Source organism: Clostridium sp. UBA6640, from assembly GCF_002455975.1.
In the GTDB taxonomy this organism is placed as follows: domain Bacteria; phylum Bacillota; class Clostridia; order Clostridiales; family Clostridiaceae; genus Clostridium_J.
The window spans coordinates 16,606-38,569 of the sequence record NZ_DKLM01000002.1 but is presented as its reverse complement, the minus strand read 5'-3'; the positions used below and the strand labels follow the sequence as shown (position 1 = coordinate 38,569).

Here is a 21,964-nt window from a genome sequence, read left to right as displayed (position 1 = left end):
TAACATTAATATATTTTCATAATTCAATTTAGTTATAATTTCCTCTTCTATATCTACTTTTGAGATTTCCTCATAATTTTCAATAGACACAAATCTTTTTTTCTTCTTTAAACTGTCTCTATAAATATTTGTTGCAATAGTGATCATCCAAGTAGAGAACTTTCCGGTAGGTTTATATTTTTTTATGTTCAATGCAACCTTTACTACGGTGTCATTTATAATATCAGAGGCTTCATCAGCATTTCCTGTCATCTTCAAAATATATCCTGATAAAATATCATAGTTATTTAAAATTAATGTATTTAATGCACTTTTATTTCCATCTTGGGCTTCTTTTATCAGCTTTTCATCATTCAAAATGAAACCTCCTTTCTCTTATCTTTCCCTACATTATATAACTGTTTTCATCATTAAAAAGTTCAAAGTTTTATTTAACTTATTTTTTACATAATAGCGATAAATTATTTTTCTCTTTCCACATTTTGATGAAAACTTCTTAAGCTAGAATAAAATAAAGATATGTATCCTCTAATAACATTATAGAAAATACATATCTTCATCTTTAAATTTTATTTATCATAATTTCCTTTTAAAGTTTTATCATTAAAGTTTAAAATAAATTGTTTGCTATATAAATCAGGAATATTTAATAAATTAAAACTTTCAAGTTTATCCATTCCTAAAAGAATTAAAATATTGTTGTTCTTATTTTTTGAAGTGTTCCCAACTAACATTCCTGATATGTTTTTATTTTTTATAGTAGCATCATTGAATTTAATTTCTTCTTGTGAAAAATCTATAGGGAGCTTGTCTATAAGAGAGTTAAGTGCTGTGTTTTCATTATTATCTCCAATAAATATTAAGCTCTTTTCTTTAAGCTCATTTTCTGTAATATCTTTATCTTCTTTAACTATAACATTTAATTCAAAGTTATTTTCTAAGTTCATTTTAACTGTATTTATCATTGAATTAAATTTATTAATATCTTCTTTAGCTATATTTGCTTTTGAAGGCTTTACTAAATATACATCATAATTATCTAAAGCTTGTACGAAAAATGCTCCAACATTATCTTTTCCTTCTTTTCTTAAGTAATTAATATATTCTTTAACTCTCTCTCTTCCTTCTTTGCTTTCTTCTTTTCTTATTTCTCTAATTTCAGCTAATTCATTTTCATTTAATTTAAGATTTTCTGGATAGAAATCTTTAGAATTAATATTTGATAGCACTCTTTCTTTGGACTCTTTTCCACCAATCCTTTCAATTACATCTAAAAGTGAATCTAAAGTAGCATTTTTTAATGCATTTTCACTATAATAAGTTCTTATTATTTCTAAGAGCTTCTCTTCACCTAGTGTTTGTCTAAGATCCTCAAATACTAACGCACCCATGATATAAACAATGCTTCCCCATTCTTCTGGATTCATCTCAGCAACAGATGAATTTATCGGACTTGAGATATCTTTCATCTCATTTCTTAATCTAAGTGCCACACCATATTGTGAATATTTACCTTGAGTTTTTTCAAAATAATATGCAGTAGAAAAAGCTGTTAATGATTCATCTAAAAAAGGATTTTTAAATTCATTGTTACCTACAGTTACATACCACCATTGATGTGCTACTTCATGAACAGTTGATCCTTCTGTAAAAGTAATTTTATCATTATATCTAGGATAATATTTCCCCATTTGAATTAATTGAGGATACTCCATAGCAAAACCTTGTACATAGGTTTCAACAGCATCAAACTCCTTATATGGATATTTGCCAAAATTTTCTCCAAAGAACTTTATTGCATCTACAGTTAAGTCTAATAGTTCTTCTGCTCTTTCTGTAGTCTCCTTCTTTCCATCATAAAGATAAAAACTGTTTACTGTTATATCATCAACCTTTTTTGTTAAAATCTTAAAATCTGGACTCATAATAAATACAAAATCTCTAACTTTTTCAGCTATAATATCATAGGTCTTAGTACCATCTTTTTCATTTTCACTTGAATTAGTTATACCAGTAGAAGCTAGTTCCATATTACCTGGTACATTTATAGAAGCCTTATAATTTGCTATATCACTATAGTTTGACTCTCCTACAGGATGGAAAGGATTTTCATCCCAAGTGTCAGTTTCAACATCGTAAATAGATATTATAGGATACCAGTTTGTAACAGAATAAACATTATTATAATATCCTAATCTATTTTGGCTCATTGGTAATTTAAGTGTAAAATTTATTTTTATATCTACCACTTCATTTGGCTTTATAGCTACTGTAGGTATAATTTTTAAGATTTGATTATCTTGAGTAAATTTCATTTCCTTGTTCCCAATAGTAACTTTAGTTATATTTATATCACCAATTTCTTCTTTCTCAAGCTTTTCCTTTTGTATCCCCACACCTGGCATTGTTTCTACACTTCCATAAGAATCAGCATATAGGTGAAATACTAGTGATTTAAGATCTTTTTCATAAGTATTAGTAAATTTTATGCTTTCAGTAGCTGTGAAAGTTTTATTAGGTTCATCAAATTTAACATTAATATCATATTGAGTTAAATTATTTTCAGCATTAGTTACAGAAATCTCTGAATTATCATTAGATACTTGTAATGATGTCTCTGCAAATACCATAGTTGAATTAAAAGATAACAGCATTGCTAATACTAAAATGCTGCTTAAAATTTGTTTGTACTTTTTCTTATCAACCAATTGTAATCATCTCCATTTATTATTTTTTTACTTATTATGTATATGATACCACATTTTAAATAATTATTCATATAATTCATATATATATAATAAATGTAATAATTTCGTAATTTAAATAAAAAATGATGAATGCTTTGATTATCTACAAATACATTCATCATTTATAAACTTATAATTATTTAACTTTAACAAATCATAAAGATTGCATTAATTAACTGGTTTGCAGGATTGAATTTTTAATGCTGGAGATTGAGGTGGAATTGAGTTAGTCATTACCTCACTTAATCTAATAAATACAACATCACCTTTTGCAAAATTGCCTTCTTTAACTTCTCTGCCCTCACAGTCTAAAATTTTAGTATCTGGTCCAACTACAGCTACTAATTTTTCTTTATAGACCTTCTGTCCTTTTATGTATCCTTGTGCTAATACCATAGTATTTCCTTGATTATCTTTATTAACTTCTAAAACTTCACCCATAAATATTGGTCCTCTATGTTTTTCTCTAGCCATTACAGGAACACCTATAGAAACAATAAAAAGAGCAACTAAAGCTGATATTATTATGTTCTTCATCTTCATAATTTAAAATTCCTCCTTATATACTTTATACAAAGTTATCTTTTGCTATTAATAAAATATTATTCTTAATTAAATATTGAAGATGAATATTATTTAATATGAATAACATAAATCACTTGTTTTTAAATCTATTTAATGTCTATTATGATATTATTATAATAATGATTATATAGGTATAGGAGAATTTTTATGTTTAATAATGTTAAAACTATATATTTTGATATGGGAAATACTCTTTTACATTTTCATTATGGTGATTCTGATGAAGAAAAAGATATGATTGGACTTCATAAGTTAACCAAATATTTAAATCAATTTCACTCTGAAATAAGTTTTGAAAATGTTAAAAAAGGATTTTATGATAAATGGATGAGTATTATGGATTCAAGAAAAAAATATCTTATAGAATATCCTATTTAAACATTTCTAAATGAATTTCTTAAAGATTATGATGTATATCTTACAATTAATCAATGTATTGAAGCAATCCATGTATTTTATGGTGAATATAAAAAACAACTGCACTTCGAAGAAGATCTTTATAAAACCCTAAATAAAATAAAAGAAAAAGGATATAAAATAGGAGTAATTTCTAATACTTGTTATTACGATGAAGTTATGATTGATTGTTTTAAAATTTCAAATTTATATGAGCTAATTGATGATTTTACCTTCAGCTATTCTCTAAAACTATGCAAACCGCGAGAAGAAATATTTAAAAAAGCCTTAGAAAAAATGAATGTATGTGGAAAAGATTGTCTTATGGTAGGTGATAATTTAAAATGTGATATTAAGCCAGCTTTAGACCTAGGTATGAAAACTGCATGGTTAAACAAAAATCAAGTTAAAAATCCTACAAAAATAAAACCACATATTATAATTTCTAATTTACATGAAATAAATGAATTTATATAATCAATTCTCGATTAAGAATTGATTAACTGTAGCGGCGAACAGTGTTCGCCCCTACAATGACTAGCAATTACATTGCTAGTCAAAAATACATTAAAGAAATTATTTTGATTAAAAATAATTTCAACCATAATTGTGCACTGTGCATTGTGAATTCTTTAATACATGTCTCTTATTTCAATTTCAGTACCTTCCGGTGCTTTAATTTTAAATAAATATCCATCTTCAACTTTATAAATTTCTTTTCCATTTTTAATCTTGAAATTGTTATAACCTAATTTTTTTATTCTATCAAATTCTTTTTGAACATCCTCGACTAAAAAGCACATATGTACTATTCCTTCATTTAATGAACTCCAGCTATTTAACTTTTCTCCCTTTTTACCAGTTTGCAATTCAATCATAAATGTTCCTAATCTCAACCAAGTATTAAAATCTCTGCTATGAAAATTTGCTGTTTCTTGAATTAATTCAAAACCTAAAATTTTAGTGTAAAATTCAAGTGATTCTTTATATTTTTCTGTTTGAATGCAAACATGATGCATCATCTTTATGCTCATAATATATTCCCCTTTATATGTCTAATTTAAAAAGAGAATCCTTTATTAAATTATATAGGATATTACTATAAGTTAAAATAATTAAAATTATTACATATAATAAAAAACTTAAATAAATTTAATAAAGAAAAAAACCGTGGTTACCCACGGGAAAAAATTTTTTTATTGTATCAGAAGGGAATACTAATTGTGACTTAGTCGTCAACATACTAAGTCACGCTTAATATCTATGATAATGTTAAAGATTATTAGCTTTTAATTAAAATAATTTTTATGAGATTATTCCTTGCAATATTTCTTCCATTATAAATCTCATTCCATTAAAACCAACCAATGGCTTTCTATCATATATAAGTATTTTTTTCACATTTGGACCACTGATTTGTATTTTTGAGGCTTCTTCATTTAAACTGTAAATAAATTCTCCATCCCCTAATAGCAGATTAGTCTTACTATTTATTAGTTCATCTTTTTTACTTTCTGTAGGGTTCACATACAGCTTTCTTTCTATTTTCTCATTAAGCTTCATGTACTCACCTTTTAAATTGTGATTTATTACTACAGACTCTACTTCAAGACCTAATTCTTCTTCTACAAATCTACTCATTCCATTTACAACATCGTAATAACCAGTAACTAAACACTTCGTATTATTTATTACATTTCTTGTATGATGTTTAAATCTTACAAGAGCTTCTCTACATTTGATCTTGCTTCTTTCTAAATAATCACTGTTACACTTTATTCCTGTTAACTTTTCTATAGAATTAATAAAATCTACAGTCCCACTAGTTCCATAAAGGCATGGAGTTATATATTCCATATTATACTTTCTCTTTAGTATCTTTGAAGCATCTATTCCTTCAGATCTTACAACTATGTTAAAGCTTGCTTCAGAAGCTTTTTTTATTTTTTCTATGGAACTTCCGTTTGTAAATATTGTGTGTATTTTCATTCCAAAGCCCTGTAACATAATTTCTTCTATTTCTAATAAATCACTATTAAAATTATAGTAATCTGGAGTAAACCCAATTATGTTATAAGTCATATACTTTTTCTCCTTAGGAGGTTCTACAATTTTATCACAGAGCATTTTTAGTGCTTCTCTTACTCCTAAAGAGAAGTCTCCTTTTGTCTTTCCAAAATATAGGGGAATAACTTTTCCTTCTAGTTCACCATCCATCTTAAGAAGAGAATCTTCGCCATCAAATCCAATGATTGAACATAAAGTTGATGGAGCTACGAAAATAATTTCAGGTTTTCTATCATCATATATTTCTAAAATTTCTTTTTTAAGCGGTTTTATGTCTCCAGAAATAATTTGAGATTCATCTAATTGGCAGCAATGAACTTCTCCTTCTCTATCAACATTAAATTTTTCATACATGGAATTTAAACAATTGGCTGTACTTATAGCTCCATACTCTACAATTGTGCTATTTTTAATGTTTAAAAGTGTCCATAAAAAACCCATTCTAAAGTTAGGTAATGGCAAAAAACTATTATTCATGTCTATCCCCCTTTGCAAATTTATGATTCTTTCTATCTTAAGAAAGTTACTACTAAAGATAAATTTATATTTATTAATTAAATCACAAATATTTTTATAATTTTAAACTTAATCAATGCTATATTTAATAAAGCTTTAAATTTGTGATTTTAAAATATAAATAAAAAAACTTCTCAACCACAATGATTAAGAAGTTACATGCCAATACAAACATACGCTAATTACATATATTTAATAATTCCAAAATAACACTCACCATCTCTCGTAGCTTAACTGTGCTTAGATATAGGCAGGTCTTCTGGCTAAAGAATCAATACTTTCCTAACCTTCCCGAACAAAAGTTCAGTGGCATATCTAGGAAAACTCCTCTCTTACAGCGACGGGATCGCGTGGGATTTACACCCAACTTCCCTTTTAATCAATTAAAATATTTTAATTGAACCTAATCTATTCTATTAACTTTTCAACATTTAAAATGTTATCATAATTCAAAATATTTTTCAAGTAGTAAACTATAATAATTTTCTATATTTTGAAAATAAGGTACTAGATAAATCTAGTACTTTATTTTGCTACTACTTCTACTTGTTTTAATGTATAACTTTTTTTGAATTTCTTAAAACATACGAATGCTACTATTAAACTTATGCTTTCAGCAAAAGCCACTGTTAACCATACACCATTAATTCCCAAAAACTTAGGTAATATCATAAGTCCTATTAAAATAAATACAACACCTCTACTAATAGAAACTATAGATGATGCTCTGGCATTTTCAATTGATTGGAAATAAGAAGCCATAGAAATATTACATCCCATAAATATGAAAGCTGTGAAATAAAGCTTTATACCTATTGCAGTCATAGTCATTAATTCGGCATTTTCATTATTAAATAAAGAAACTATGAGTTCAGGGAAAATTAAACCTATAGAATAAAATATTATTCCAAATATTCCTGCTGTTATAATAGCTAATTTTAAAGATTTATAAACTCTTTTTTCTTTTCCAGCACCATAATTTATACTTATTATTGGCTGTATTGCTTGTGATATGCCATAAAATATAGCTGAACAAATTAATGAAATATTAGCTATTATACTATAGGCAGAAACCCCTATAGAGCCTACTAATCTCCAAATAACATTATTAAAAGCAAATATTATCATTGCATTTGACATTTCCATTATAAAACTCGGTGTACCATTTTTAAATATTCTAGTTATGGTATGAACATTTAATTTAAATTTATTAATTTTTGCTTTTAAAGTATTGTTACCTTTTATAAAGTGAAGACTTAATAAAAGTAAAGTTATTGTAGGAGAACAAACTGTAGCTGTTATTGCGCCTTTCATTCCCCATCCTAATTTCATTATAAATATATAATCTAGCACCACATTTGAAAGATTACCTATTAGCACACTCCACATAGCAAGCTTTGGATTTCTATCATTACGAACAAACACTGCCAGCACTTGAGACAATATAAATGCAGAACTAAATATCATTAATATTCCTAAATAATCTTTAACTAGTGAAAAAATTTCTTCTGTAGCTCCTAAAAAATAACATAATTTATCAATGAATACTACACCAAAAACAGTGAATAAAACTCCTAAAAATATACTTATTATGATGGAAGTTGTAAATATTTCATTGACCTTATCATATTCTTTCTGTCCCATAGATACAGAAGCTGCTGTAGCTCCTCCAATTCCTAATAAAAGCCCCACAGCACCTAATACATTATACATAGGAATAGCAATACTAAGAGCTGCTAATCCTTCACTTCCTACTCCACGACCAATAAATATAGTATCAAAAAGTATATTTAAAGATATACCAAGCATACCAGCAATACTTGGAATCAAATATTTAATAAATATCTTTTTTATATCATCATTTAATAAATCTGTCCTCTTGCTCATATTATTACCTCCCTTAAAATAAAATTGCAGCTAAAAGTTATTTTAAAGGTTATAGTAGCTATAATGTCAAGAGCTTTTAATAGGAATTTGTATTTCTTTTATATATTCATCTTTATAATCGGAAAAAGCACTATCTATTATAGTTATTACTATACCGTCACCTATAACTTCTAATTTATTATCTTTTATATATCTCATCAATTCTTCATAATATTTTCCACATTCATCATTATCTCCATTATATGCAATAGTGGCATATTTACCTTTAGGTAAAATATTTAGGTTCTCTCCATTTATTATATCTTCCTCAAATATTAATCCTACGGTTTTACAATGATTATAGTTACCTTCCTCTATATCTTCCTTTGACGTAATACATGCTATTACTCCATTAAAGAGTGAAAGATCATCTTTAAGCATTTTATATAGTTCTTTCAAACCGTACTCAAAGTCTATAGTGTCAATATTATGCTCTAAATTAAAATACACTATTTTTCTAGATTTTAGCTCTCTAATAGAGCATTTATAAGCACTGTCATTATTTTGATAACTTTCGATTAGCTCTACCCTACTTCTTATACTATTTAAATGTTTATTAAGGGTTTCTATTTCTGTTATTATCATTTTTTCCTGATGTTTTAACAACCCGATCATAGAATTTAAATCTCTATCATGGAAATAATCTTTAATTTCCTCTAATGGAACCCCTAGCTTTTTAAAGAATAGTATTGAATCTAAGGCAGCAAACTGCTCGATGTCGTAGTATCTATATTTATTTTCATAATCTATATGTTGAGGTTTAAAAAGACCTATTTTATCATAATATCTTAGGGTTTGTGCGGATATATTATGAAGTTTAGCCATCTCACCTATTAAAACCTTATTTCTCACAAGCACCCTTCCTTTCAGAATATTTTTATTTAATGTTAGTATTTAAAATAATAAGTTAAAGATTCTTATATAAAAAGAGTTCGTTGAACTCCTTTTTATAATTCACAATGCACAATTATAGATATTTCTCAGTTATCGCTGAGAAATTTTGAATTGATCTTGTAGCGGCGAATAGTGTTCGCCACATAACTAGCAATTACATTGCGGGTCAAAAAATTTCTTCAAAGAAATTATTTTTCCTAAAAAATAATTTCCACCTTAATTGTGAATTGTGACCTGTGCATTGTGCATTATTTAAGTTTGTGTATTGCTTAAAGTTATCCTTAGATTTAACTTCTTATAATTTCCTATAGAATAAAAAGAGCCTCGTCATAAAAATAGACAAGACCTTTAAACATTATATTGCACTAACTTAAAAACATATAATGAACAACACTTATATTATTTAATGTATTGTTTTGCTCTTTTTATAAGTTTACCATATAAATAAACATCATGTGCATCAAAATGTTCAACTGTAAACATTTTGGTTTCAAACCATGCCACATCAGTGTTCTCGTCTGGCTTTACTACCAATTTCTCAACTTCATTACATATAAGTATATATGCTATTGATAAATGCAAGTGAGAACTCACATATTTTCCTCTCTTATTATGACCAAAGACTGGGAGAATATCAACAGATGCAATTTTTTTAGATAGAGGGGCTATATTTAATACACCGGTTTCTTCTTTTGCTTCCTTAATAGCTACATGTAATAAATCTGAATCACCATCAGCATGTCCACCTGTCCATGCCCATACGCCGCGAATATTATGGTGAATCATTAACACTTTATCTAATGACTCATTCATTATAAATCCTGAGCTTGTAATATGTGCAATCTCATTTTCCCTTAGCAAAACATTATCTCTATATTGGTCAATATAATCTAAAATTATCTTTTTGTCGTTATATTCCTGCTCGTTATCTGGTATGAACTTAACGATTTCTTCTACAAAATCCATCCTCTCTATACCTCCAAAATTATGTACAACGTAAAAGCTATAGATAAGCCACCCCTTAAGTATGCATTAAATCTCAAGGTAGTTTATCTATATAAATTTTCCATTAAAACACAAAATTATATTAAATCTAATCGCCTATTAATTAAATTATTTTTTAAGCCTTTGTTGCTATAATTCTATATGCAGGTATTTCCATACCTCCAGCTTTTTTTGCATAATCTTCTAAATCCTTTCTTTCCATTTTCAGTCCCTCGACAAGAGACATATTATTTAAATTTCCTAATATATTATTAAATCTGTAATTGAAGAATTCTAGGCAGTCTTCTCCTAGTATTTGAGAAGTTTCCTTTTCCCATTGTATATTTTTAAAACCCTGACTATGTAAAATTTCTTCTAATATTTCAGGATTAATTTCATTATAAGGTAATTCTCCTAACAGCATATTAGCAGCTCTAAGTAATTGCCATTTTCTTGCCCAAACTTGTTGCATTTTATTTTCTACAATATTTAACGGATACTCTTCCTCTATATATATAATTCCATCTGATTTTAAAACTTCTTTAAATTTGTTTAAAGCTATAATCTCACTTCCACTTTTAGAATTTATGGCACATAATGTATAATTGCAAACTAACATATCTATTGATTTTTTATCAATTCCATTCAATTCACATCCATCGGTTTTTATAAAGTCAATATCTAACCTGTACCCCCTTAATTCATCCTGAACTCTCTTAAAGTTTCCATCATATATGTCTGTGGTTATAAGTTTTGCTCCTTTAAAATTTTGCAATATCCTTGCCAATTCTAAAGTAGTTCCCCCTCTTCCAGTACCAACTTCAAGAATAGTTTTGTTTGTAAAATCTAAATTGTAAAAGTTAATCATAAATACACTTCCCATCTAAAAAATCCTTTGCTATTAATTACTAATTTCAAAAATATAAATAAATGTTAAGTCACTTAGAAGTAGTCTAATTTCACTTATTTTTATAAAAACCTATATTTACTTTTAAATAAAATTATACCATATTTAGCTAAATATACATCAATATATTTAGTTAATATGGTATAATTATTTATAATTTTCTTTCAATTTAAATTGCTATTTATCTGGATTTAGTGTCCTTAATTTTAGATAAGTTTCTTTGCCACTTGCCCAATTTTTTAAATTAATTAACCGTTCACCATTATCTCCATGCTCTTTATTGTTAAAAGCTTCTTGCAGCCTCTCACAGGGTAGCTGTGAGCAATGTCCACAATGATTATACCCACTATTAATAGAGCATTTTGCAATTGAACACTCTCCCCAAAAAGGTTTGCTTTCACAGTCTTGACAGCCCGTACAGTTTGTTTTTTCTTTCCATTCACATACGCCACAATAGGCACCACACATTCCAATCATTTGCTTATCCATATATAATCCCCATTCTTATTTTTTAAAATTTCTTCTATATAAAACAAGTCATAAAATTTTTATTTAACTTGTTAAAAATTTTCCTATGAATATCTCTAAAACTGCTAATTAAGAAATCTTAAATCTTCAAATATATTGTCAATCCAAACTTGAATATAGTTTGTTTCAAATTTTAATATGCAGTATTCAGGATCATTAATTCCAAGTGGGAAATGCTCTATAAACCATTCTTGCCAAAGTTCCCCCTTTACATTTTTGTCTTCTACAATAGTAATATAACCATTTAATGTAATGCTATTATGATCCACATTATAACAAATGCTAGCCTTACAATTTCTTTGAAAATTCTTAGTTTTATTGGAGCTTGTCCCCGTAGAAAACCATGCAATATTTATTCCCTCTGTCTTTAAATTTGAGATTGTGGCAGTTCTTGGATAGCCATCTTCATCAATAGATGAAATTGTAGCCACCTCTGCTCTCTCCATTAGCTTTTCAGCCTTTATAAGTAAGTCCTTTGTCATAGAAAAAACATCCTCTCTATCTTTTTTCTATATGATATCATAATGAACTTGCCAACTATATGTCATGTTCATTTATACTTATTTAAAATATTTTCTGCAGATACTTTTAGCTGATCTATTATGTATCTAGGTGATAAAACTTCTACCTTGTCACCTAGTCCCATTATAAATTTCATGGCAAAATCATGATTAGTATAATGCAAATCAAACTTAATACGATTATCTTCAGTGATTTCATATGAATTAACTCCATAACTCTCAACCACTTCATACTCAATAGATCGATCTATAAGCATAGTGATAACTTTTTCATCTTTAGTAAAATAGTTATCTAATTCAGTTAGTTCAGTTGGAATATGGCGAATAATAAATTTCATATCACTTTCTTTAACAGAATTCATCCTATTAAGCTTAAAAAGTCTAAAATCCTTACGTGATTTACAATAACCAAAAACATACCATGCAGCCCATTTAAAAGTAATAAAATAAGGTTCTATACATCTTTTAGATATTCCCTTAGGGGAGAAATATTCAAAGTTCACTTCACTTTTATCATAAATTGCTTTTCTTAATATACTTATTTTCTGAGAAAGGCTTGTTTTATAAAATGAAGATAAATCTATAAACATGTTATTACTAATGGATATAATATCCTCTCCCTTTGGCATAAACTTTTCTAGAAGTAACTTAACACTGCTATCATGTGATATGCTTTCTATGCTTTTTAAGCCTATCATTATATTGTCAAGTTCCTCAATAGTGAACATATTTTTATCAAGCACATATCCCTCTGAAATGCCAATACCTCCATTGCCGCCTTGATATGTAACTATTGGTATACCTGCTTTACATAAATCTTCTATATCCCTATATATGGTACGTATTGATACTTCAAATTTTTCAGCTAAATCCTTTGATTTTACTTTATCATTATTTAAAAGGACTGTTATTATACCTAGTAATCGATCGATTTTCATTGTGATACTTCTCCTTTGATAATATTTCTGCATAACCGTAGCGGCGAACAGTGTTCGCCATATATTATTAAATATATCTTAAACTATAGAACGTATTTTAAAAAACTGGTGAGCACTATTCGCATCTACAATAAAACACTAGCAAATGTAGCCTGTTCTGAGCTATACTGCACCTCAGGGGAACCCTTATACAATTGAAAATTGACGATTGACAATGGAGAATTATTGATACTTCTCTTTTATAAGAGAAGTTCTTAGTTTATTTCTTTTCAAAGTGACTCAGTCAATTTTATTGAAAAATCTATTTAAAGAAATTAATTTGTAAGAATTAATTTCTACCACAATTGTCAATTTTCCATTTTCAATTCTCAATTGATTAAATTCCCCAGAGGTGGAAAACTAGCAATTGTATTGCTAGTTAAAAAATCTATTAAAGAAATTATTTTGATCAAAAATAATTTCCGCCTTAATTGTGCACTTTGTATTATGAATTGTGAATTAAAATACCGTAAAACTTACTATTAAGTAATACGGTATTAAAATATACATTAATATCTTTAAATCTTATTTATTGAATTATTACTACATCATTTAATACGATAATCATAATTATCTTCATTTTGTATTATGGACTAAAAAGAATATTCTGACAAATCAACAGTTTATTCAGAGCATTCCAGTTGTAGATATTATAAAATACCTATAGCTTTTCGATTACATAAATAATGTTCATTCCGCAGTCTAACGTCCCTGGTAATTTAGTAAATTCAATCTCTTTTCTTATAAGGAGTTCCCAAAGTTCTTTATCTTGTTTTGCTTTGGATAAAGTTTCTTCTTGTGAATGCATAAATAACCCTGCAGAACTTTTTTCCAGAATCTTTACCTGCTTTCCTTCGAACAAAGCATCAAGTTCCTTACTTGTCAGCATGTGTACATAATGCTTACTCTCTACTGGATAATGCTCTTCATCTTGCATCCCAGTGGTAAATAGCCATTCTGTCGCATCAATTCCGAACATACCTTTTTCATATATTACCCCATCAAAATGGTACACTAATGCACCTATTAATGACATTGACCCAAGAATCAACTTGCCCTGCGATTTAAGTATTCTCAGCATTTCGTTTATCGCATTTTCTTCCTTATCGAATAAATAGTTAATAGGTCCTCCAATACATACAACAACATCATAAGTGTTATCTGCGATGCCTTCCAAATTAGTTATATCCAAAATTTTGAAACCTTGAACTTTATCAACTAACCCCAACTCCTCCATTTTTCTTTTGTTGATTTCAATTTGAACTGGGGATAAATCAGACGTAACTAAGGACTTGGACATATTCACAATATCTTTTGTGAATCTTCCTGCTCCTGCGCCTAGTTCAATAACATGATCCGAACAAGAGATATAGCGTTTTAATATATCAAGATGTACATGATATATTAGTTCTCCTAATCTATCCTTTTCCAGTCGCTCCCACTCTCTATTTCCAGCTTTGTCATAGCGGGCTCTTGGAATTTCTGGGTTATACTTCATATTTATCACTCCTAAAATAATTAATTATTGCAGTATCTATATAAAAAATATCGCTAATGTCATCGCCAATCATAGCTATCACCTCCTAAAGTAACTTTTGATTTTTGTGGTACAAAAAAGAAAAACTCTCGTCCCTATAACAGGACGAAAGCCTAAATTTCGTTATACCACCTATTACGACATACCTACATATGCGTCCTTATTAACGGTAGGAAACCGGCATCCCCTACTATATATAGATATACCATATGGTATTCTATTGATTTCGGGTTACAACTCAGGAGGGATTTTCAGATGTTTTTCTACTAGTATCGGCTCGCACCATTTCCGACTCTCTGTAACTTTCAATAAACACTTACTATCTCCGTCATAGCATTTAACATATTTGCTACATTATAAATGAATTAGAAGCATTTGTAAATATATATATATTTTTTATATAGTACTCTTTCTATTTACTGACTCAGTATCATATAGTTTAGTCAACTATTCACATAAAGATGTATACATAAAACCTTGTAAATAAGCACCTTAAATGGTATAATATATAAAATTTTCTAGAGTACTCATGGGCTATATAGATTTATAAATGTAATCTATCAAAGATAAAACTATTCTAGAAAATAAAGCTAAAAATAGGGGGACGTTCTATGTATGCAATTAAAGATAGCGAAAGAAAAGATATGTTAGAGGCTTATGATAAAGATAATAATTTAGTAGGAAAAGCTGTTATTTCACCTTTTATGGAGTCAGATTTATATGAAAGGCCTAGATTAAATATTTATATTGATATTATGGTGACAGATGTTATAAATAAGATTGAATTAAAAGATCAAATCTTTGATGAAATAATGAAGCGCTCACGTGCTATAAAAGAAAAAAATAAAGATCTTGATGTAAGAGTCTATCATTGTTGTTTTTCAGATAACAAAGAAAACATAGCATATTATTCTTCTAAAGAAGGTTTTAAGTATGATGAAGGTATGCATGTAATTAAAAAAGAGATAACTGAGGATAGCTTTGAAATTCCAGATATTGATGGTATTAACTTTACTAAACTTCAGTTTATAGATGAAGATGAGTTAATGCAACTGGTGGAAAAACAAAATAAAGTATTTACTTGGGGTTATTCTGTTGATGATTTAAAAAAATTGAGAAATAAAAATCAATGGTTTAGTATAGCAGCTAAACATGAAGGTGAAATTGTAGGCAATATAGTTATTGTTGTGAAAGAAGATGAACTAAACACTAAATATGGTTGGGTAGATGATTTATTTGTCTCAAAAGAATGGCGAAAACGAGGCATTAGTAAAAATCTACTTATAAGAGCATTTAAAGATTTAAAAGATTTGGATGTTAAAGAGTCAAGATTAGAAGTTTGGAGTGCAAATAAAAGAGCATTGTCAGTTTATAGTAGTGTAGGATATAAATTTTATAAAGAAACAGAGTCTTCAATTGGTATGCTTCTTTAGTGTTTATACTATCTGAAATACTTAATAAGAATAGTATTTCTAAATATCTATATAGCTATATAGATTAGTATTAAACCACTAGCTTGCATTAAAACTATTTAAATAAAAATTAGAGTTAGTTAAAAAGAGAATAGCAGCGCTATTCTCTTTCATTATTATAAACTATTTCCTCTAAGCGTATAAGTATTAGGATATATACCCCTTTGAAAGCTATCATACTACAAAAGCACATTACTCACCAAATGATAATGTTTTATATTACATTTCTTCATTTTGCACAAATTAAATATACTATGTTATATAGTAAATCAGTAAAATACTTACTTAACATAATCATACATTGTACAGCATTCTAAGATTATAGGGATTTTATATACAAATTTTTAGATAGTTCTCGAAGTCTATTCTCATCTAATATATATATTGTTTTATTCTCACATTTTATAATTCCTTCTGTTTCAAGCTCTTTAAAAGTTCTGTTTAAGTGCCTATAGGTTGTTCCTAAAAATTGAGCAATTTCTATAAAAGATGAACTTAAAATTATCTGTTCTTTATCTGTTATATGCTCAACTAAATAGCTCGATAATCTATTTATAAGGGGATATACAAAGTTATAGGAGCTATTATTAATAGTTGCATAAAGTTTTTCACTTAAAGAATCTATTAAATGGTGTAAAAACTTTATATTGTTTAAATATTTTTTCCTAAGTATATCTGCAGGCATTGCTATCAAATAAGTATCTTCTGTTGCATCTATATTGCACCTTATAGGTATATTTTTTAAAAGTTCTAAATCTCCTATGGTATTAAATTCTTTATAAAACTTTAAAAACATAGATTTTCCATTTTCAAAAAGATAAGAAATTTTAATTTTTCCATCTACAAGTAAATAATAGTACTGAAGCTCAGATTCTGCTTCTAGTATATATTCATCTTTTTCATAAAAATGGAGTTGTGCATACTTCAACATATCTTTATCAAAAATATTTTCCATATTATGTTTATTAATGTAATAATTCAAAAGATTATTGTCTGAAATTCTTCTCATAAGATCCTCCCAACATGACATATGTCATGTTCAAGCTCATAGAAATATTGTAATTTATTTATATAGTATTGTAAAGTGTAGGAGGAATTTATGTATGTATAAAAACTTAGCACTTATAAATGGTGTTATACTTGCCATAATGATTTTTTTTAACGGAATGCTAGCCAATATAACAGGCCCTTATATGAGTACTTTAATATTTCATATATTAGGATTTATATTGATTATAATTATATCTATAATAAAGAAAAATAAGCTTTCAAATTTAAAGAAATTACCGCTTATATTTTTTCTACCGGGTATATTAAGTGTTATAACTATCCTTTTAAACAATATATCTATCCCTAAAATAGGATTAACTCTTACTATAGGAATAACTTTATTCGGACAGCTTGTAATGTCTAGCTTGGTAGAGCACTTTGGATTGTTTGGAATGCCAGTTAATAAATTTAAGAAAGAAAAAATATTAGGATTTTCAATAATTTCGCTTGGAATAATAGTTATGATTACTATGTAAGGAGGAGTAATATGATATATATATTCTTATCATTCCTAACTGGAGTGACAATAGTTATAAGTATGATGTTAAATGGAAAAGTTGCTCAAAAAGAAGGCATGATAAATGGTGTTATTATAAACTATTTAATGGCTACCATATCATCAATTTTATTATGTGCCATCATGATAAACTCTATGCCATCTTACACTTCTATAAAGTCTATTCCCATCCCCTATTTTTTAGGGGGATTCATAGGAGTTTTAACAACTTATATGTTTAACATTATAGTTCCTAAAGTACCAGCAGTATATATAGTTATACTTCGCTTTATAGGTCAAATGCTTGCAAGTGCTGTTATAGATTATATATACCTAGGTATTTTTTCTCAAGGTAAGGTGATAGGAGGAGCACTATTTCTTATAGGCCTTGTAATTAATGCAAGAATTGATACTAAGTATAAACAAAAAGACCTTAAATTAAATAAAAATATTTAGACCTATTGGATTATTCAATATTCTAAGGCTCTTTTATAAAAGAATTTCTATGTTACAATTAGAATCATTAACTTCAATGGATATTGCTTCGATGTACACTGCACCTTTATACAATGGAGGGTTGACGATTGAGAATGAAGAATTGTTGATACTTCTCCTTTATATGAGAAGTTGTGAATCATGAATTTTAAATTGTGCATTCTTTAAAATTACAGTTATCTTATCTATACATTAAATCTAAATTAATATATATGAGGAGGCTTATTATGAAATATGAGATTATAATATTTGATGCAGATGATACTTTATTTGATTTTAGAAAATCCCAAAGAGATGCTTTTAAAAATACTATGGTTGAATTTAATATAGAATATGATGAAAATTATCATTTAAAAATATACAGTGATATAAACGCAGCTATATGGAAAGAATTTGAGGATGGACTTATTACCCAAAAAGAATTGAAAATTGAAAGATTTAAAAGATTATCTGATAAATTAAATATTGACTTTGATGAGGTTGAATTTGCAAAATCATATATGAAGCATTTGTCTTTTGCATCCTTCTTATATGATGATAGTACGGTCCTTATAGAAAGTTTACATAAAAATTATAGACTTTCTATAATAACTAATGGTCTTACAGAAGTTCAAGATAATAGAATAAGAAAATCTGCTATAGCAAAATACTTCGAGGATATAGTAATATCTGAGGAAGTTAAAGTATCAAAACCAGATCCTAAAATATTTGAGCTGACTTTAAACAATATGAAATATATTGATAGAAGTAAGGTGTTAATGGTAGGAGATAGCTTAACCTCTGATATACAAGGCGGAATAAATTTTGGCATAGATACCTGTTGGTTTAATCCTGATAAAATTACAAATAAAACAGAGATGAAACCTAATTATGAAATTTCTAATTTAATGGAGCTTAGGGATATACTTAGGGAATAAATGAGGTATCCAAATTAAAACTTAAAATATACTGTAGAAAATAAATCTTCTATTAATCTCTATATAATTATAACTATAAATGAACATTTCTAATAAACAAATGCATCTATCTGTTTATATAAAAACTATTATAATTGTATTGCTATTAATATAAATATGGTATAATCTGATATAAAAAACAGATAATTACTTATACACATAAAATACAATTTTAGGAGGTGCACTTTATGAAAGGTTTTGGAATGAAATCAATAAATCAACCAGGATGGTTAGAAAAGGAAAAGCCTGTAGCGGGTCCTTTAGATGCAATTTTACGTCCTATCGCAGTTGCTCCTTGTTCTTCTGATGTGCATGTTTTACATGGTGGATCTAGTGAAAAGAAAGATTTAATATTAGGTCATGAAGCTATTGGAGAAATTGTAGAAGTAGGTAGTATGGTTACTCATTTTAAAGTAGGAGATATTGTAGTTGTTCCTGCTGGTACCCCTGATTGGCTCGCTTTAGGTGTACAGGGAAAATACAATGCTCATGATACTGGATTAATGGGAAGCTTTAAGTTTTTATCTTCTAAAGATGGTGTTTTTGCAGAATATTTTCATGTAAACAATGCAGATTCCAATTTAGTTTTATTACCTGAAGGCATGGCACCAGAAGCAGCGCTTATGACTGTTGATATGATGTCTACAGGATTTCACGGTGTAGAACTTGCAGAAATTGGGTTTGGAGATACAGTGGTAGTATTAGGTATCGGTCCTGTTGGACTTATGGCAGTAGCTGGAGCTAAATTAAAAGGAGCTGGAAGAATTATTGTTGTAGGTACTAGGCCAGACTGTATTGAAATTGCAAAAGAATATGGTGCAACAGATGTTATAAGCTATAAAGAAGGAGACATTGTTCAACAGATTTTAGGACTTGTAAAAGGTGGAGTTGACGCTGTTATTATTGCTGGAGGAAATCAAGATAGCTTTGCTCAAGCTGTTGCTATGACAAAAGAAGGCGGTATAATTGCCAATGTAAATTTCTTCGATGTAAAAGATACCTTGAGTATGCCTGCTTATCTTTGGGGACTTGGCATGAGTAATAAAGATATCCGCGGTGGATTTTGCCCTGGCGGTGCATTAAGAATTCAGAAACTTCTTAACATGGTACAATATAACCGTGTTGATACAACTAAATTAATTACTCATAGATATTATGGATTTGATAAAATTGAAGAAGCATTCCATATAATGGATAAGAAACCAGCAGATTTAATTAAACCTGTTGTATTTATTAATTGGGATTAAAAAATTAAAATAATTGTATAATAGGGTGCTATCAGCACCCTATAGCTATTTTTTCATTTTTCTTCAGTAAACATAGACCTTGTCCTCAATATTTCTTAAAATAACAATGAAAAAATATGAGTTTAAAGAATATAAAAATACCCTATCTCAGTTCCTGAATAATAGGATATTTACTAATTTTTTTATATAATCTATTCTTTTTTTCTCTTTCCAAAAATATTTATGCCTGAAATAAGTGCTGCTAAAAATAATAAAAACAATCTAAGCCAATCCATTAGAAGCCAAAATTCTCCCCCATTTACAATCGCAGGAGTTAAATTATATTCATCTACAAATATGCCCATATTCCAAAATAATTTAACTGAAATAAGTAATGAAACGACACTAAATATGAATACTAAAATAGGCATTGTTTTTTTCTTCATTTTATTTCTCCTCACTAACATCATATTTTTCCATATAATTATCTATATGTTTATCTTCTTTATTCTTCATATATAAGGATAATCCTCTTATAGATAAACTACTTTAAAGTCCAATGTATATTTGAACATAGATTAACAGCTTAATATATTAATTCACAACTTTTAGATTAATTCACAAGGCACAACTTAGATTAGTGCACAATTCACAGTGCACAGTTAATGAAGAAATTATTTTTTTAGAAAAATAATTTCNNTCAATAGTCAATTCTCAATTGCATGAATATAGTATAATTAAGTTAAAATAGAAAAATTATAATTTAATGGAGGAATAGTTATGTATGAATATAAATATGTTCCAACAACACTAGGAGGATTTTTTTCTGATGCTGACCATCATAAAATCATAGATGAATATGCGAAAAATGGATGGAGATTAGTACAAGTTCTTCCTATGTATTATAATTCTCATGGAAAACCTACAGATTATGAAATAATATTTGAAAAAGAAATTACTAAATAGTATAGGAGGAATACACATGAGTTATATACATGTCTATACAGGAAATGGAAAGGGAAAAACTACAGCAGCCTTTGGGGTTGCTCTAAGAACATTATTTAATGGTGGGAAAGTCTATGTAGGACAATTTGTTAAAGATATGAAATATAGTGAAACCAATTTAGAAAAACATTTTTCTAATATAACTATAGAACAGTTTGGAGATGGATGTATAATAGATAGAAACCCCAGTGAAAGGGATAAAAATTTAGCTAAAGCTGGTCTAAATAAAATGAAAGATATACTAACCAGTGAAGAATATGATTTAGTTATTTTCGATGAAATAACCATAGCTTTGTATTTTAAATTTTTAACAATAGAAGAAATTCTAGAAACTTTAAACCATAAAGATGAGAAATGTGAAATAATAATTACTGGTAGATATGCACCTGAAGAACTAATAGCTGTAGCTGATTTAGTAACTGAGATGAAAGAAGTTAAACATTACTATACTAAAGGAGTTTTATCAAGAAAGGGTATAGATTGTTAGAATTGTATAAGTGCGAATTTATAATTTAATTAAATTAGTTACTCGGTAGAATCTAATAGCAGCTTATACCTAATTAAAATACTTATACTTAAAAATATCATAGGAGACTGTTTTATTATAAGAAAAGAAAAATTAAGTAATAAAACCAAGATTTTTATAATTAGGCATGAAGGTCATATTATGACTTTCATG

General features: G+C 27.8%; 23 protein-coding genes, 1 pseudogene and 1 riboswitch. Of the genes and pseudogenes, 9 read left to right on the top strand and 15 right to left on the bottom strand.

Annotated features, from left to right (window positions below; translation table 11 throughout):
* The 3 genes from B2W91_RS00510 to B2W91_RS00500 form a co-directional block, all read right to left on the bottom strand.
* On the bottom strand, nucleotides 1-357 hold a 357-nt coding region (locus B2W91_RS00510), incomplete at its 3' end, for a sigma-70 family RNA polymerase sigma factor (RefSeq protein WP_291578303.1).
* Nucleotides 358-569: 212 nt separating this feature from the next.
* Nucleotides 570-2,708 (bottom strand): M1 family metallopeptidase, encoded by a 2,139-nt coding sequence (locus B2W91_RS00505; protein WP_291578302.1) that lies wholly within the window; start codon nucleotides 2,706-2,708, stop codon nucleotides 570-572.
* 207 nt (nucleotides 2,709-2,915) lie between these two features.
* The gene (locus B2W91_RS00500) at nucleotides 2,916-3,290 is read right to left on the bottom strand and encodes a hypothetical protein (protein WP_291578301.1); all 375 of its coding nucleotides are present in this window, start codon (nucleotides 3,288-3,290) and stop codon (nucleotides 2,916-2,918) included.
* 189 nt (nucleotides 3,291-3,479) lie between these two features.
* On the opposite strand from B2W91_RS00500, the gene B2W91_RS00495 reads away from it, so the two are divergent.
* Both B2W91_RS00495 and B2W91_RS00490 read left to right on the top strand, forming a co-directional pair.
* Complete coding sequence (locus B2W91_RS00495) at nucleotides 3,480-3,710, top strand: hypothetical protein (RefSeq protein ID WP_291578300.1); 231 nt, start codon at nucleotides 3,480-3,482, stop codon at nucleotides 3,708-3,710.
* Nucleotides 3,711-3,737: 27 nt separating this feature from the next.
* Nucleotides 3,738-4,205: pseudogene (locus B2W91_RS00490) on the top strand (HAD family hydrolase); the annotation flags it as partial.
* A gap of 155 nt (nucleotides 4,206-4,360) precedes the next feature.
* Here the strand turns inward: B2W91_RS00490 and B2W91_RS00485 are convergent.
* From B2W91_RS00485 to B2W91_RS00440, 10 genes are all read right to left on the bottom strand, one after another.
* Nucleotides 4,361-4,762, bottom strand: a complete 402-nt coding sequence (locus B2W91_RS00485; RefSeq protein ID WP_291578298.1) for a VOC family protein — start codon at nucleotides 4,760-4,762, stop codon at nucleotides 4,361-4,363.
* A 271-nt stretch (nucleotides 4,763-5,033) separates the two neighbouring features.
* Nucleotides 5,034-6,272: a nitrogenase component 1 gene (locus B2W91_RS00480; RefSeq protein ID WP_291578296.1), complete on the bottom strand. Its 1,239-nt coding sequence runs from the start codon at nucleotides 6,270-6,272 to the stop codon at nucleotides 5,034-5,036.
* A 270-nt stretch (nucleotides 6,273-6,542) separates the two neighbouring features.
* Nucleotides 6,543-6,733, bottom strand: a riboswitch (cobalamin riboswitch).
* 103 nt (nucleotides 6,734-6,836) lie between these two features.
* Nucleotides 6,837-8,198 (bottom strand): MATE family efflux transporter, encoded by a 1,362-nt coding sequence (locus tag B2W91_RS00475; protein WP_291578295.1) that lies wholly within the window; start codon nucleotides 8,196-8,198, stop codon nucleotides 6,837-6,839.
* A gap of 66 nt (nucleotides 8,199-8,264) precedes the next feature.
* A complete protein-coding gene (locus B2W91_RS00470; protein WP_291578294.1) occupies nucleotides 8,265-9,089 on the bottom strand; it encodes a MerR family transcriptional regulator in 825 nt (274 codons plus the stop codon).
* Nucleotides 9,090-9,530: 441 nt separating this feature from the next.
* Nucleotides 9,531-10,097, bottom strand: a complete 567-nt coding sequence (locus B2W91_RS00465) for an NUDIX hydrolase (RefSeq protein ID WP_291578293.1) — start codon at nucleotides 10,095-10,097, stop codon at nucleotides 9,531-9,533.
* 154 nt (nucleotides 10,098-10,251) lie between these two features.
* Complete coding sequence (locus tag B2W91_RS00460) at nucleotides 10,252-10,983, bottom strand: class I SAM-dependent methyltransferase (protein ID WP_291578292.1); 732 nt, start codon at nucleotides 10,981-10,983, stop codon at nucleotides 10,252-10,254.
* 216 nt (nucleotides 10,984-11,199) lie between these two features.
* Entirely contained in the window at nucleotides 11,200-11,511 is a 312-nt protein-coding gene (locus tag B2W91_RS00455; protein WP_291578290.1) for a DUF3795 domain-containing protein, read from the bottom strand.
* A gap of 104 nt (nucleotides 11,512-11,615) precedes the next feature.
* Entirely contained in the window at nucleotides 11,616-12,032 is a 417-nt protein-coding gene (locus B2W91_RS00450) for a pyridoxamine 5'-phosphate oxidase family protein (protein WP_291578289.1), read from the bottom strand.
* Nucleotides 12,033-12,100: 68 nt separating this feature from the next.
* Nucleotides 12,101-13,009 (bottom strand): helix-turn-helix transcriptional regulator, encoded by a 909-nt coding sequence (locus B2W91_RS00445; protein WP_291578288.1) that lies wholly within the window; start codon nucleotides 13,007-13,009, stop codon nucleotides 12,101-12,103.
* Between the two features lie 700 nt (nucleotides 13,010-13,709).
* A complete protein-coding gene (locus tag B2W91_RS00440) occupies nucleotides 13,710-14,546 on the bottom strand; it encodes a class I SAM-dependent methyltransferase (protein ID WP_291578286.1) in 837 nt (278 codons plus the stop codon).
* A gap of 650 nt (nucleotides 14,547-15,196) precedes the next feature.
* On the opposite strand from B2W91_RS00440, the gene B2W91_RS00435 reads away from it, so the two are divergent.
* On the top strand, nucleotides 15,197-16,018 hold the full coding sequence (locus tag B2W91_RS00435; RefSeq protein WP_291578284.1) for a GNAT family N-acetyltransferase: 822 nt from the start codon (nucleotides 15,197-15,199) through the stop codon (nucleotides 16,016-16,018).
* A gap of 358 nt (nucleotides 16,019-16,376) precedes the next feature.
* On the opposite strand, the gene B2W91_RS00430 is transcribed toward B2W91_RS00435, so the two are convergent.
* Nucleotides 16,377-17,066, bottom strand: a complete 690-nt coding sequence (locus tag B2W91_RS00430) for a Crp/Fnr family transcriptional regulator (RefSeq protein ID WP_291578282.1) — start codon at nucleotides 17,064-17,066, stop codon at nucleotides 16,377-16,379.
* 94 nt (nucleotides 17,067-17,160) lie between these two features.
* Here B2W91_RS00430 and B2W91_RS00425 point away from each other — a divergent pair, with 94 nt between their 5' ends.
* From B2W91_RS00425 to B2W91_RS00410, 4 genes are all read left to right on the top strand, one after another.
* Nucleotides 17,161-17,583, top strand: a complete 423-nt coding sequence (locus B2W91_RS00425) for a DMT family transporter (RefSeq protein WP_291578281.1) — start codon at nucleotides 17,161-17,163, stop codon at nucleotides 17,581-17,583.
* A gap of 11 nt (nucleotides 17,584-17,594) precedes the next feature.
* Complete coding sequence (locus B2W91_RS00420; RefSeq protein WP_291578280.1) at nucleotides 17,595-18,059, top strand: DMT family transporter; 465 nt, start codon at nucleotides 17,595-17,597, stop codon at nucleotides 18,057-18,059.
* Nucleotides 18,060-18,325: 266 nt separating this feature from the next.
* Complete coding sequence (locus B2W91_RS00415; RefSeq protein WP_291578279.1) at nucleotides 18,326-19,015, top strand: YjjG family noncanonical pyrimidine nucleotidase; 690 nt, start codon at nucleotides 18,326-18,328, stop codon at nucleotides 19,013-19,015.
* A gap of 227 nt (nucleotides 19,016-19,242) precedes the next feature.
* Nucleotides 19,243-20,301 carry an NAD(P)-dependent alcohol dehydrogenase gene (locus B2W91_RS00410; RefSeq protein WP_291578277.1) on the top strand — a complete coding sequence of 353 codons (1,059 nt, stop codon included), beginning with the start codon at nucleotides 19,243-19,245 and terminating at the stop codon, nucleotides 20,299-20,301.
* 191 nt (nucleotides 20,302-20,492) lie between these two features.
* Here B2W91_RS00410 and B2W91_RS00405 read toward each other — a convergent pair whose 3' ends face one another.
* Entirely contained in the window at nucleotides 20,493-20,726 is a 234-nt protein-coding gene (locus B2W91_RS00405) for a hypothetical protein (RefSeq protein WP_291578274.1), read from the bottom strand.
* Nucleotides 20,727-21,060: 334 nt separating this feature from the next.
* On the opposite strand from B2W91_RS00405, the gene B2W91_RS00400 reads away from it, so the two are divergent.
* Both B2W91_RS00400 and cobO read left to right on the top strand, forming a co-directional pair.
* Nucleotides 21,061-21,246: a DUF4177 domain-containing protein gene (locus B2W91_RS00400; RefSeq protein ID WP_291578273.1), complete on the top strand. Its 186-nt coding sequence runs from the start codon at nucleotides 21,061-21,063 to the stop codon at nucleotides 21,244-21,246.
* A gap of 16 nt (nucleotides 21,247-21,262) precedes the next feature.
* A complete protein-coding gene (gene cobO, locus B2W91_RS00395; RefSeq protein WP_291578271.1) occupies nucleotides 21,263-21,772 on the top strand; it encodes a cob(I)yrinic acid a,c-diamide adenosyltransferase in 510 nt (169 codons plus the stop codon).
* The last annotated feature ends 192 nt before the right edge of the window (nucleotides 21,773-21,964 follow it).